This is a genomic window from Ferribacterium limneticum, assembly GCF_020510565.1.
Taxonomy (GTDB): Bacteria; Pseudomonadota; Gammaproteobacteria; order Burkholderiales; family Rhodocyclaceae; genus Azonexus; species Azonexus limneticus_B.
On the sequence record NZ_CP075189.1, the window covers coordinates 3,739,628 to 3,752,481 of the forward strand.

Consider the following 12,854-nt stretch of genomic DNA (forward strand, 5'->3'; position numbering starts at 1 on the left):
CCCAAATGAGATGCAATAGAAAAAGGGCCAATCCGACAATTGGCCCCTCCCCCTCATGTGTACTAACCGGCGAAACGAACGATATTTCCAATCGTTATATCGAGTCAACAAATTTCCCAATAGCAGCATATCGAATTCATCGTAAAAACCTTGAGTATTACTACGTGCTGACTCTCGCCACATTGGCAGTAGAGGGGTTCACAGATGACTTGCCCGAGGTTCTAGCCGAGTACCCAGGCGCACCGACAGTCACAAAGCAGACCATTGACCAACTGTGCGAAAGGATCAAAAGGGCAATCGTTGAAATGGTAAGCGGCCCCCTTGCCGATGTTCAAGTTAGTTTCCCAACGATGCGGGGTATCACTAGTTACGGCCTGCACCGTGGACCACTCGCCGCAGACAATGCGACGGAATCAATCCTCACAATCCATGTGAACCACAAAGGGAAGCTGACCGAAATCTATAGTCGACCAACGGCTGTCGACATGGCGGTGAAAGGTGCAGTGTTTTACGGTCAAGGAGGAAACCATGCCAACTGACACGTTGACCGTACTCAGGCACCCGACCATTCCGCAAACGAAGACCTGGAAGACAGACGGGACTATCGAGGCACACGGAAAAGGGAAAAATTACACGCTGGAATCACGAAAGGTCGACAGCATTCACACCCTGTCGACCGTGTTGACCGAACTCGAAACGGATTCACATGCAGCCGTAATCCGTGGGGCATATCTAGGCGACAAAATCGCAAAGGCCGAATGTCCGGAAGACTTCGAACGCGGCAAGGTTTTACGGCGTAAATCACTTTTCCGTGATGATCCGCACCACTGGTTACTGATCGATGTCGATAGGCACACGACAGACCGTGATGCGATGGTCGACCCTGTCGGGGCTGTCCGTGAGTGGGTTGAAAATAACCTCCCAAGCCAGTTTCACGGCGTATCGATTCACTGGCAACTATCAGCCAGTTTCGGGCACCTCTCCAAGGAAGGGCTACGCGTCCACATTTGGGCATGGTCTAAAACGCCTTACCGCAGTGAACAACTGCGCCAATGGGCAACCCGTAGCGGCTTCAAGGGTGATTCGACGCTGTTTGACTCTATTCAGTTGCACTACACAGCCGCCCCGGTATTCGAGGAAGGCGTCAACGACCCTGTGACGCGCCGTAGCGGTTTCCTGGTCGGTGAGTTTGGCGACATGGTCAACCTCGTCATTTCGGACGACACAGGCGACGGTATGCCCGTCAGTCGTTCGCATAAAGTGCACGACGCTTGGAGCAACGACCCAACCGCTCAATGGTTGATCAAGTCGCCTTACTTCAAGTCGTACCGGAAGGACGGGGGGTTGAATGTTGCCTGCCTGCTAGCCGATGAGCACTCGTCAGAGTCGGGTGAATCGTCGACGATCTATTACCCGGCGCACACAAACGGGTACACGCAAGGCACCTTCCATTGTCTTCACACGCACGGTGCGGAAAACGGATTCAATCGCCGCTGTTTTGCGAAGTTGCGGGAATTGGGCATTGATGACACGGACGACGTGTTCACGTCTCTCGACAACACGGTCAACCTACTACGTGCCGACCAGATCACCCCCGAGGCTATCGGGTGGCTTTGGTTGGAGTGGTTGGCACAAGGCAAGATGATCTTGACGGCGGGTTCACCTGGAACCGGCAAGACCACACTAGCTATGGCGATGGTGGCAACCGTGACGACCGGGGGTAAATGGCCGGATGGGAGCACATGTGAACGCGGTAACGCGGTTATTTGGTCAGGGGAAGACGACCCAAAAGATACCCTGGTCCCTCGCTTGCTCGCGTCAAATGCGGACCTTTCCCGCGTTCATTTTGTGGTCGACGCCATTGGCCCCGATGGCAACCGCCCGTTTGACCCGGCACGCGATATGCCGTTACTACAATCGCAGGTTGAAAGACTTGGTGACGTTCGTTTGATCGTTGTCGACCCTATCGTTTCAGCCGTTGCCGGCGACAGTCACAAAAACGCAGAAGTGCGGCGCGGCCTGCAACCCCTGGTCGACCTTGCCTCGAAAATCGGCGCGTGTCTGCTTGGTATTACTCACTTCACGAAGGGCACGAGCGGACGCGACACGACCGAACGTGTGACCGGTTCACTAGCGTTTGCTGCCCTTGCCCGTGTGGTGTTGGCAACCGCCAAGGATCACACCTCGGGTGAATACCTTCTGACCCGTTCGAAGTCGAATATCGGACCAGACGGGGGCGGGTTTCGATACAGCCTTGAACAGGTAGACATCGCTGGTCACCCTGGCCTGACATCTAGCCGTGTCGTTTGGGGTGAGCAGGTGTCAGGAAATGCACGCGAACTGATTGCCGCAACAGAAGGCGAGCAGACAGCCAAAAACGAGGACAGCGCCGAAAGTTGGTTACGTGACCTTTTGACCCTAGCCCCCATGAGAGCGGTCGACGTTTATGAGTATGGCGAGGCTCGCGGTTACGGAGAGAAGAAGCTGCAGCGCGCTCTAAAGAAGATTGGCGGCATGTCTGAAAAATCCGCTTTTCACGGTGCTTGGTGGTGGAAATTACCTGGATGCGAGATTTCCGAAGGTGACGGCATGTCAGGGGATAACGATGAACTCTGAGCCGACCACGAAGGCGACAACCTGTCTTCTTCGCCTTCTTCGCCCTAGTGACAGGTCGACCACCAAGCAGACAGACAACCCGACACACCGTACACGTGTCGCCTTCGTCCTCTTCGCCGCCTTCGTCTTCTTCGTTCACCGTGGGGGTATGACGAAGGCGACACTGAATTACCCAAGAAGGCGAAGAAGACATAAAAAATTGTACCGAGGGGGCTGTCTTCTTCACTGTCGGGTTTGGCATAGGTGCCCTAGAAGAATCGGCAAATTCTTGAAAACCGGGACTCTGCGTACCCGCGCTCCCCTGGTTCAAACGGCCAAGGACCCAAACGGTTCAATTATGTAATCCATAAAAACGCCTCACCCGCTGCCATTCGTGCAGCCGTAACCCTCGTAGCCCTCGTAGCCCTCGTAAAACGCGAAAACCGAATAGCAGTCAGCAGTGATTCGTCCTGCCTACAACCTCCAACTTTTCCGAAAGGTACGACCGTGCAAAATTCAACCAACCAACCCGACCGACCGCGTCAACGTATCGATGAACGCGTGACAGGTTCGCTCGCATTTGCCGCCCTCGCCCGTGTTGTTCTGGCAACCGGGCAAAGACCAGATGCCGGGTGTGGGTTTCACCGCAGCCTCGAACAGGTCAACACGACCGCCCCCCAACCGACCATGACCGTCTAAGGGGGCACCATGTCATTCAACGACTACAAACCGCAAGAAATCACCCTTGAGACGTCGACCGGCAATATCACCTTGCGAGGGATCAACGCGGACGACCTGACGGGCCTGATTCAACGACACGGCGCATTAATCGAGACATGGTTCGAGGGTGAGCCTGACCCGATGCAGACAATCAACAAAGCGCCTGCCCTGGTTGCCGACATGATTGCATGTGCTGCAGGTGACCCGAGCGCGGTCGACGTTGCGGCAAAGATGCCTATCGGCCTGCAGATTCGCGCCATTACCGCCGTTTTCAAATTGACCTTCGAAGAGGTCGACATGGGAAACGTGTTGCGGCTGTTCATGCTTCGTGCGGGAACGGGGCAGCCGATGACGGGGAACCGCAATACCTGACCATTTACCGGGGTACTCGACGCGATGTCTCGCTGTTGCTTGAAGCAGGCCACACCGCCGCAAGGCGGTATCCCCTGGCAACAGTCTGGACTGAAGCCGAGATCATCCGACACCGACAAGCCGGGAGAAAGAAGCTAGACGCCGTGGTTATGCAGATGTGCATGGCGGCTGTCATCTCGGAAAAAGGCGGTAAGCAACTCGAAAAATTTGTCGCAACACTCGACTTGTGCGACTGAAAAGGTGAACGCCATGAACATGGAAACCAAAGGTGTAGAACTGCGGATTCGTGCCCGGTATGAGGGGCAAAAGAGCCTGACCGAATTAACCGACCAACTCGACAAGCTGGCGAAGGTGCAGGAAAAGCAAGCCACCGATGCAGGTAAAGGGGTTGCCAGCGTCAAGGAACTGGAAACCACGTATCAGAAGCTAGAGCGGACATTGCGGACCGTTGCCGCCGCGTTCAGTGAGTCCCGGCAATACGAGAAACAGACAGCCGCCTTGACGACCCTGCAGCAACGTCTCGAAACGGCGAAGGCGAAACAGGAAGCGTTCGTTAACTCACTGACCAAGGGCGCAGACCTGACCGAAAAGCAGGTCAACCAGCAATTCCGGCTAGGTGCTGCCGTCGACCGGGCTGGCACTGCATTGGAGAGAGCGCGTGCACGTCTCGACGCTTCAGCCGGGCGGCTCAAGGAGTACGGCGTAGACACTGCGAAAATTGCCGATGCGCAAGCCAACATGGCAACGATGATCCTACGCGGCAACGTTGCGCTGAAGGCGCAGGAAGACGCGATAGACAAGGCTGTGACATCTGGCAAGCGGTTTGCCGGTAGTGGCGTGCCTGAAGCCCTGGAACGTATCAAACTACAGCTAGTCGGGATGGCGGCTGCCTATGTGAGCGTTCAACAAGCCGCAAGCCTTGCCGGGGGTGCCGTCAGTGCCTATTCATCGCGGGAAGGCGTGAAAAATCAGCTTGGCTTATCGGTTGGCAACGACCGGGCGCTGATCGATGCAGAGTATGAATATGTAAAGGCTCAAGCGGACAGAATCGGCATTGAGTTCGACCGAGCGGCCAAGGGTTACGCCAAGTTTTCCGCTGCTGCCACAATGGCCGGGCGAAGCCGCGAGGAAATCCGCTATATCTGGGAAGCCTTTGCCGAGGTGGGGCGCGTTGCGAACTTGTCCGCTGATGATCTGGACGGCGTATTCAAGGCACTCGAACAGATCACCTCGAAAGGGAAAATCCAAGCCGAGGAACTACGCGGTCAACTGGGGGATAGGCTTTTCGGGGCGTTCCAAGTTGCCGCCAAAGCACTGAAGGACACCTACCCCGACCTTGATAAGGCCATGAAGGACGGCGCGGTTAGCGCTGAACAGTTGGTAGCGATTGCCGAGGAATACCGGCGCACCGTTGCCGACCAGTTGCCGGGGGCGATGCAATCACTGAGCGCCGAACAGGCGAGGCTGAACAATGCCGTCATCGGGTTCAAGCTGGCGATAGCAGATGCCGGTTTTGCCGATGCGTTCAGGAAGGCAATTATCCAGATTACGGATGCCCTGAAGAGTGAAGACGGGAAGACGTTTGCCGAGGGTCTAGCCGCTGGATTTTCCGCTGCTGCCGATGCTGCCGTATGGTTGCTCAAGAATGCAGACGAGGTGCTGATTGTCTTGAAGGCGCTTGCCGGGATATATGCCCTCAATACAGCCGGGAAAGCCGCTGCAGGCTTGGTCGACTTCGCCGGAGGTCTGAAGACCCTTGCCGCTGATGGGAAATTAGCGATCAAGGAACTTGGCCTGATCCGTGGTGCGTTCCTGCTGATGCAATCTGCCCTTGTCGGTTGGAGTATCGGCACATGGGCAAACGAGGAATTCGAGGTAGTCAGGAAAGCCGGGGTAGCCCTGGTTACCGGCCTGGAAGAAGCGTGGACGCGCATCAAGGCGGGGGCGCTGATCGTCTGGGAAGAGATACCCCGTTACGCGAAAAACGCGATGGTGGGCATGCTCAACAGTTTTACTTGGGGCACCCGTCAAATGCTGGAAATCCTGCAAAAGGGACTGCAGGCAATTGGGCGTGTCGACCTTGCCGCGAGTGTCGGCAAGATGTTGGACAAACTGACCGCCAAATATGACGAGCAAGGTGGACGGGTTGCCGAGATCAGGGCACAGATGCAGCGGGATATCGAGAAAATCCGCGATATTGGGCAACAGATGTGGACGGATGCCGAGCGCAAGCCGAAACCAACGACCGCAAAGCAACCAGCCGCACAAACCGAACGACCGACCGGGAAGCCATCGGGCAAAGCCGCACCGACTGAAGCCGAAATTTCGAAACGACAGCATCTAATTGACGAGATCACCCGTTCACTCGAAGCAATCGACACCAAGCTAGACCGTTCGCAGACCGACAGTCTACGGTCACAACTGGACGCCATCGATAGCCAGTATGCCGCCCTTACCCGCAAAATCGGCACCCTTGGGGGTGAAGCAGGTAAAGAGTTCACCGCTCGCCTGGACGCCGCTTTGAATCAGTTGCGTGCACAGACCATTGTGAAGTTTAACGACGGTCTAGCAGCGGAAAGCGCGGCATTGATGGCGAAACTCGACGCGGTCGACGCTGCAGCCGGGAAGACACGAAAAACCAACCTCGAATCCCGCCTCGCTGCTGTCCGCTCTCAGTATGAGTCGACCTATCGGGAAATCGAGGATTTCCGGTTGAAGTTGGACAAGAACGGCATGTCCACAGGCGATGCAGACGCGGCCAAGTTCAGACTCGACGCCGGGGTTGCCGAGTTGCAGCAGGTCGAAACTCAACGCTATTACCGGGACGAACTGAAGCGGCTTGAGGGTGACATTAACAACCTGTTGGCTACCCGTTCCGACCGCTTGAAAACTATCGCAGATCAGGAAACCGCCTCGCTGATCACGTCAGAAGAAGCACGGACGCAGACCGAACAAACAATCACGACACTGCAGCCGCAAATCGAAGGGCTGGTTGACGTCGCAAAAGCGTTTGCCGAGTCGTTACGGGGTGCCCTTGATCCTGTCACCCTAGACGCGTTTATCGCCAAGCTGGAACTAGCGAAGGTGAGCGGCAAATCACTGAACGACACCTTCAAAATCACCGGCAAACAGATTGAAGACCTGATCACCGCACGTTCCTTGCAAGCGTTCAACACGATGGGTGAAGCAATAGGCGGTGCAATTGTTGGTCAACGATCATGGAGCGATGCCATTCGAGACACAGGCCGTGCGTTCCTGACCTTCGCCGCCGACTTCATGCGCGAAATTGCCGCGATGATCATGAAGCAATTGATCCTGAAGGCGATTCAAAACAGCAGTTGGGGCGGCGCAATATCTGGCCTGATTGGCGGCGCGGTTAAGCATGAGGGTGGACTAGTCGGTGTGGGCACAGGTCCCGTCCGTCAAGTTTCGCCGTTCATGTTCATGGGTGCCCCTCGCTATCACACGGGCGGTATTGCCGGTCTAGCTCCAAACGAATACCCGGCCATCCTGAAGAGAAACGAGGAAGTATTGCGAACCGATGACCCGCGAAATATCCTGAACGGGGGTCTGAGTGGTCAGGCAGCCGCACCGACTGTGCAAAGTAATGTGAAGATCATGAACATGGTCGACAGTGCTAGCGTAGTCAGTGAAGGACTATCGACGCAGGAAGGTGAACGGGCAATCATCAATGTGATTCGTGCCAACCGTTCAGCCATCAAAAGCATTGTCGGTTGACCGAAGTATTGCCGACCAACGACCCCGGCCTAGTGCCGGGTTTTTTTTTGCTGCATTCGTGCAGCCCGGACAACTACTATTCCAAACGCGACTCAACCTTAGCGACAATCTCTGAGGCAGGCACACCCAAGCAGCGAGCAAGGGTTAAAAGCGTTTGCAATGTTGGCTGCCGGTGCCCTCGCTCCAACATTGAAATAAAGGTGCGATCAAGACCGGCGTCGAGTGCAAGGGTTTCTTGGGTTACACCCGCCCCCTTCCGGAGTTCGCGTAGAACCTCTCCAAATGCTTGATCTGCGCCGCTCTGTTTCATGCAGCCGGAGCATGGGGATTCCTATTTGGTACGTCTTCGGACTATAGTCGACAATCCTCTCAATTAATGCGATTGGAATTTACCGTGACACACCATACCTAAAGGACAAGCATGAAACGTTTCTTTATCTTTCTGGCTGTAGTGTCTTTGGTTGGTTGTGCCAATTCACCGCCTAGCAGCGTTGAGGAGACATATCAGAAAACACAGGTCAAGTTTGATGAGTACTCAAAAACTCAAGTTATCGAAGGTCCGCACGTGACAATTTCATTCGGTCTGGACGGGGGCGGGGGAATTCGGTTGCGACGAGTTAACGGTTCTTCGCAACTGCTAGTAACCACCTTTTCTCAATTGGGTTGGTGCTTCTTCGAAAGCGCCTTTGACAAGAATGCCGGTGAGCTTCGGTTCCAGAAAATCAGGTCTAGCGTTGGCAGAGGAGTTACCTATGAAGACTTCTATCTAAGCATCACTGACGAGCAACTGAACTCCATGTCCAAGAAGGGGCTGGATGTACGAATTTACGGCACCAACAGGACTATAAATGTCGAACTCCCTGCAATATATGTTCAGGGCTTCATGAAACGGGCAAGCGAGCCAAGGAAGGGGTAACGACAAGCCTGAAAAGCGAGACGAAGGGCCATAAAAAAGCCGAGGGCGAACCTCGGCTTTTTGTTTGAATACGACTGCTTATGCCGGCAGGCTACGGAGATGGGTGCAGACTTGTTCCCATTTTCCATAGCGGTAGCGCGGGTAAGAAGTCACGCGAACAATTTTCGGTCCCATGATTCATTCCTTGTATCGATGGTTGTCGACACTCGCGGAGGTGGACGCGTATTGAGTTCAATGGTAAATTTCGCGCGCTTACACGAAATACCCGTCTCAACATACGTTGCCGGCGGTCGAAGTACCGGCACAGGCTGTAAATGCTCAGCCCGCCTGCAAATGGCCTTAACGTTGGCGCGTTAAGGTCATTTGTTTTTATACGCACGGAAGTTCTCCGCGCTTTTCAAGCTGATTAAAGCGGCGCTCTGCCGCCTGGAACGACACATCGAAGTGCATCTGGATTTCGAATGCCGTTGTAAGTCCGTCGCGCTGAATGACCTCCAATGGCATCAAAAACTCAGCGGCGAACTGATTTGCCTGCCACTCTGAGTCTTCATACACCTTCAGCTTTGCAACAGCCTGCGCCCGATTGATCGTTCTACGATGCCCGAGCAATCCGTGCCCAAGTTCATGAAAAACGGTAAAGCGCGCACGTGGATCGTTCCAGCAAGCCCCTTCAAACACGTCGTCACGGATATGCATCGTCATACTCTCAGGGTCCCAGCACGCCTCCACGTCTGAATGAGGCATTTCCCCCCGCTCAAGTACGTCATATGTTATGCCGTACCTCACGCTGAGGCTGTCAAGTAGCAACCCGATGTTGATGCATTGTGGGGCATCGCCAATTTCCAAGACGCGCCGAACGTTATCTGCGGATATTCGTATATCCGCAACCCCCCGTCCGGCGACTCGAAAACCTCCCAGCGGTCCATCACCGATCATTTTTTATCCTTTTTTGCATTTGCGGCCTCAAGCAACTTCTTTAGGTTTTCCAACTCATCGTTACTCAGTGATGTCCTAGCAAACCCGGCAACAAGCATCTGGTGTGCGGGGCTAAGTCCTTCGAGGTTGACCGATTTATTAGAAACATCGGCCGCTTCGGAGAGCATTGGTAATTCAATGTTGCGATCCGTGAAAAACTGCTGAATCTTCACAAGCCACTCTTCCGTGATTTTTTTACGCCCGGTTTCCATACCACTCAAAAATGCAGAAGAAACCTCCAATTCATTAGCCATCTGTAGAAGCGAAACCTCAGCATCGAGGCGCGCTTTACGCACCACCTTTCCAAATTCAGTAATTTTCATTGCGTTTCCCTCGCGTTATATGTTGCGTCCAATAACCAAAATTTACCATATCGGTAAATTTTACGCAACAACATGCGCTTAATATTTTTTATTTCGGCAAATAATTTGCACATGGAAGCGATGAATTTCACACCACGGTTACGATTTGGATGCATAATTATTCCGAAGTCTTATGTATGAGTTCGAATCATTTTGATACAATCAAGTGCTTTTTTTTGATGAAGTCGCTGTCCTATCGGAGGTGCTTCTAGTGAATACGCAAGCTGAATCGACAGATACCCAAATGAACGCTTTCACCCACCAAACCCTTTGGACAGCAGCACCGCAAAAGGCAACATTTGATGCCTCTCAGGTGACCTACAGCCCTGCCCAGGTGGATCAACTCGCATCAGCGCTGAAAAACGTTTCTCCTACGATGCAGGACAAACTCAATGCTTTCCGGTCTATTGCACTTTCAGAAGCGGCCGCTTTCGTTCGCGTTCGATAAGGGCTCGCGCACATGCACAGCCCACGTGCATTGCTGTTTCACGAATTTGATGGCGCCAGTGATCCGCTAAAAGCTATAGCAGACCACCAACAAGTCCACTATCTGCGAGGGTATTTAGCAGACTTAGGCGCATCCTCAATAATCGAGGAGCAAAACTATTTTGACCGCGACTACCTAGCTGAATTTTCCGCGTTCTATGGTGTAAGCGCAGCCGGCTACCCTAACGTATGCCGCCGACTACATGTTTTTTTCGGACCTGCCGTTCTCCGTCAAGACGTAGAAGTCGCCGCATCTGGTGATATTTCCGCGCAGAAATCCCTTCAGTCCAGATATTTGGGCTACATTGTTCTTCGACCAATTCCCAAAGCCCCACTCGGCAGAACCGTTCTGGCTTGGTATGAAGATCATACGGTCATGACTCCACGAGTTGTGAGCCCATCAAGGGAATATCGCTGCAATCTTGCAGGAATCGTTCTTAAGATAAGCGGCCTCGCATGGCAACAACAGGATACAGGGGTAGGCGCATGCGCCACTGTTGGTCTGTGGACCATGTTTCACTCATCGGCATTTGACGATCATCATGCGATTCCTACCACCGCCGATATCACTCGCTCTGCACACGAGACAGCATCGTTAGGTGCACGTGTTTTTCCCTCTGACGGGCTAACACCCTACCAAATTGCTGAAGCCATTAAAGCCTGGAACCTTTCGCCATTAATTGTCGAGGGGGATAAGCGATTAGAAATGGGCTTAACTGCTTTCAACCCACTTCGTTTTAGCGCATCAATAGCGGCATTCATTCGATCTGGCTACCCCGTCCTTCTAATTGGTGAGCTGGCCGGAAATGGATTGCACGCAATCTGTACAGTTGGCTTTCGCTCGTCCGGCAACCCACCAATTGATCATGACTCAACGGAAGTTCAAGACTCATGGATATCGCACATATATGTGCATGACGACAATGTTGGTCCAAATGTTCGACTAAAGATCACGCAAGGAAGTGAGGGAGAGGCTGTATTAACAATGGATGCCCCAACTGCATCAACCGCACGAACCGGATTGAGTCTGCCCGCTATTAGTTACGCAGACTTTGTTCCGTCTAGGATGGTTGTAGGAGTTCACGTTGACTTGCGAACATCCGCAGAAACCCTTTACAGCACAGCACTACAAACCGCAGACTGGCTTCGCAAGGCCGTGAATGCGCTCACCCCCGAAGGGGTGCATCCAACAGGCAATACGGTAAGCGCTAGGTTCGTTCGGCTTAGTGAGTATTTGAATATCGAACTACAAAAAACACTCGGCGCAACTCCTGATATTTTGTCGCGAGTACGCCTTGCACTGGTGGAACAAGTACGCCCAATGAGCCTCCATATTGGGCTTATTCGGATTGGTGATGCCAACTCCGCGCCAATAATGGACGTTCTCTACGACACTACCGACAGCGATCTAAACCACCCCGTGTTTGCAAATATTGCGTATTCGGCGGTAGCACGATTTGGGCATTCCTTCCTAATGGAAGCACTCCCAAGGAAGTTCCCTCTAGGGGTTCAGATCGACGCATTCTGAGGCGATATCTCAGCAGCGAATTTCCGTACAGATTCCGTACGCGCAACAAACCAACCCCAATGACATAACAACAAAAAACCCGCAAAGCCTTTAGCCATGCGGGTTTCGTGTTAAAAATATTGGTGCGCCCGACTGAATTCGAATCAGTGACCCCTGCCTTCGGAGGGCAGTACTCTATCCAGCTGAGCTACGGGCGCCTTGGGAGGGGAGGATTCTACCTCCAAGGGAAGCCTTGCGTCCATGCTGCGAACAGCATTAAGCTTTTATAAATCAACAATATTGCATAAATCGCCCCCAATGACCCATAGCAACAACGAGTTGTCTCCGGAAGACCTGCAGAAGGTCATTGCCACCATCGATATCCCGACCTGCCCAGGCATGGTCAGCGATGCCATGGAAGAGGGACAAAAAGATGAACCGGACCTGATCCGGCTCGCCGAGATCATCAGCAGCGATGCCGGCATGTCTGCGGCAGCCCTGAAGCTGGCCAACTCGCCCCTTTTTGGCACGAGCAGCCCGGTTTCCAGCGTACGCAAGGCCGTCGAGCGTCTCGGGACGAAGAATGTATTGTGCGTGGTGGTCGCCTCGGCCCTGCGCGCCAGTGTCACGGGACTGCCGGCGGCGTGGCTCGAGCAATTCTGGAAGCGAACAACGATGCTGGCTCTGGCATCGAGCCTGATTGCCCGCCGCCAGTACGGGATTTCGCCCGATGCCGCCTACACCTATGCGCTGTTTCACGATGCAGCGATACCGCTGTTGATGCGCCGCTTTCCAAATTACGGCGAGGTTCTGGAGAAATGCCGCCGCGAAGGCATCATGCTGAATGTGGCAGAAGAACAGTATTACCCCTGCAGCCATCCCGTCGTTGGTTCATTGCTGGTCCGCAACTGGGGGCTGCCGGCCATTCTTGGCCAGGCTATCCGCTTTCATCACGAGAAGGATGCCTACGACCTGCCGGATCGGACTTTACCGGGTGGCGCGCTTTCCCTGATTGCCGTAACCCAGGTCGCCGAGCACCTGCTCAGCGAAATCCTTGATGAGGACATCGAGGTCGGCAACGATCTGTTCGCGCGGGCGCTGGACTTCCTTGGCATCTCGGGCGACGACCTCGATGATTTGCGACAGCGCGTTGCTACGGCGATTGAATCAGCCGCCAACTGAG

Annotated in this window: 11 protein-coding genes and 1 tRNA gene; 8 read left to right on the forward strand and 4 right to left on the reverse strand. The window is 53.9% G+C overall.

Going from position 1 to position 12,854, the window contains the following annotated elements:
• The first annotated feature begins 5 nt into the window (after window positions 1-5).
• From KI610_RS17935 to KI610_RS17950, 4 genes are all read left to right on the forward strand, one after another.
• On the forward strand, window positions 6-539 hold the full coding sequence (locus KI610_RS17935; RefSeq protein ID WP_226496308.1) for a hypothetical protein: 534 nt from the start codon (window positions 6-8) through the stop codon (window positions 537-539).
• Window positions 529-2,616, forward strand: a complete 2,088-nt coding sequence (locus tag KI610_RS17940) for an AAA family ATPase (RefSeq protein WP_226496309.1) — start codon at window positions 529-531, stop codon at window positions 2,614-2,616. Before KI610_RS17935 ends, KI610_RS17940 begins: the two co-directional genes overlap by 11 nt.
• Window positions 2,617-3,303: 687 nt before the next feature.
• A complete protein-coding gene (locus KI610_RS17945) occupies window positions 3,304-3,687 on the forward strand; it encodes a phage pre-tape measure protein (protein WP_226496310.1) in 384 nt (127 codons plus the stop codon).
• A gap of 249 nt (window positions 3,688-3,936) precedes the next feature.
• Window positions 3,937-7,425, forward strand: a complete 3,489-nt coding sequence (locus KI610_RS17950; protein ID WP_226496311.1) for a tape measure protein — start codon at window positions 3,937-3,939, stop codon at window positions 7,423-7,425.
• Between the two features lie 76 nt (window positions 7,426-7,501).
• Here KI610_RS17950 and KI610_RS20185 read toward each other — a convergent pair whose 3' ends face one another.
• The gene (locus KI610_RS20185) at window positions 7,502-7,735 is read right to left on the reverse strand and encodes a helix-turn-helix domain-containing protein (protein ID WP_226496312.1); all 234 of its coding nucleotides are present in this window, start codon (window positions 7,733-7,735) and stop codon (window positions 7,502-7,504) included.
• Window positions 7,736-7,846: 111 nt separating this feature from the next.
• Between KI610_RS20185 and KI610_RS17960 the strand changes: the two genes are divergently transcribed.
• A complete protein-coding gene (locus KI610_RS17960; RefSeq protein WP_226496313.1) occupies window positions 7,847-8,341 on the forward strand; it encodes a hypothetical protein in 495 nt (164 codons plus the stop codon).
• Between the two features lie 369 nt (window positions 8,342-8,710).
• Here the strand turns inward: KI610_RS17960 and KI610_RS17965 are convergent, their stop codons facing one another.
• Together KI610_RS17965 and KI610_RS17970 are read right to left on the reverse strand one after the other, a co-directional pair.
• Window positions 8,711-9,037: an ImmA/IrrE family metallo-endopeptidase gene (locus KI610_RS17965; RefSeq protein ID WP_226496314.1), complete on the reverse strand. Its 327-nt coding sequence runs from the start codon at window positions 9,035-9,037 to the stop codon at window positions 8,711-8,713.
• Window positions 9,038-9,273: 236 nt separating this feature from the next.
• Entirely contained in the window at window positions 9,274-9,639 is a 366-nt protein-coding gene (locus KI610_RS17970; RefSeq protein ID WP_226496315.1) for a helix-turn-helix domain-containing protein, read from the reverse strand.
• Between the two features lie 283 nt (window positions 9,640-9,922).
• On the opposite strand from KI610_RS17970, the gene KI610_RS17975 reads away from it, so the two are divergent.
• Window positions 9,923-10,126: a hypothetical protein gene (locus KI610_RS17975; protein WP_226496316.1), complete on the forward strand. Its 204-nt coding sequence runs from the start codon at window positions 9,923-9,925 to the stop codon at window positions 10,124-10,126.
• A 12-nt stretch (window positions 10,127-10,138) separates the two neighbouring features.
• Window positions 10,139-11,692 carry a hypothetical protein gene (locus tag KI610_RS17980; protein ID WP_226496317.1) on the forward strand — a complete coding sequence of 518 codons (1,554 nt, stop codon included), beginning with the start codon at window positions 10,139-10,141 and terminating at the stop codon, window positions 11,690-11,692.
• Window positions 11,693-11,812: 120 nt separating this feature from the next.
• On the opposite strand, the gene KI610_RS17985 is transcribed toward KI610_RS17980, so the two are convergent.
• A tRNA-Arg gene (locus tag KI610_RS17985) sits at window positions 11,813-11,889 on the reverse strand.
• 100 nt (window positions 11,890-11,989) lie between these two features.
• Here KI610_RS17985 and KI610_RS17990 point away from each other — a divergent pair.
• Window positions 11,990-12,853 (forward strand): HDOD domain-containing protein, encoded by an 864-nt coding sequence (locus tag KI610_RS17990; protein WP_226496318.1) that lies wholly within the window; start codon window positions 11,990-11,992, stop codon window positions 12,851-12,853.
• The last annotated feature ends 1 nt before the right edge of the window (window position 12,854 follow it).

Excerpts from the sequence above, each read along its gene's own strand:
- KI610_RS17950 (WP_226496311.1), top strand. The coding sequence starts at position 3,937 with ATGAACATGGAAACCAAAGGTGTAGAACTGCGGATTCGTGCCCGGTAT.
- KI610_RS17970 (WP_226496315.1), bottom strand. The coding sequence starts at position 9,639 with ATGAAAATTACTGAATTTGGAAAGGTGGTGCGTAAAGCGCGCCTCGAT.
- KI610_RS17980 (WP_226496317.1), top strand. The coding sequence starts at position 10,139 with ATGCACAGCCCACGTGCATTGCTGTTTCACGAATTTGATGGCGCCAGT.
- KI610_RS17945 (WP_226496310.1), top strand. The coding sequence starts at position 3,304 with ATGTCATTCAACGACTACAAACCGCAAGAAATCACCCTTGAGACGTCG.
- KI610_RS17990 (WP_226496318.1), top strand. The coding sequence starts at position 11,990 with ATGACCCATAGCAACAACGAGTTGTCTCCGGAAGACCTGCAGAAGGTC.
- KI610_RS17960 (WP_226496313.1), top strand. The coding sequence starts at position 7,847 with ATGAAACGTTTCTTTATCTTTCTGGCTGTAGTGTCTTTGGTTGGTTGT.
- KI610_RS17965 (WP_226496314.1), bottom strand. The coding sequence starts at position 9,037 with ATGCATATCCGTGACGACGTGTTTGAAGGGGCTTGCTGGAACGATCCA.
- KI610_RS17940 (WP_226496309.1), top strand. The coding sequence starts at position 529 with ATGCCAACTGACACGTTGACCGTACTCAGGCACCCGACCATTCCGCAA.
- KI610_RS20185 (WP_226496312.1), bottom strand. The coding sequence starts at position 7,735 with ATGAAACAGAGCGGCGCAGATCAAGCATTTGGAGAGGTTCTACGCGAA.
- KI610_RS17935 (WP_226496308.1), top strand. The coding sequence starts at position 6 with ATGAGATGCAATAGAAAAAGGGCCAATCCGACAATTGGCCCCTCCCCC.
- KI610_RS17975 (WP_226496316.1), top strand. The coding sequence starts at position 9,923 with ATGAACGCTTTCACCCACCAAACCCTTTGGACAGCAGCACCGCAAAAG.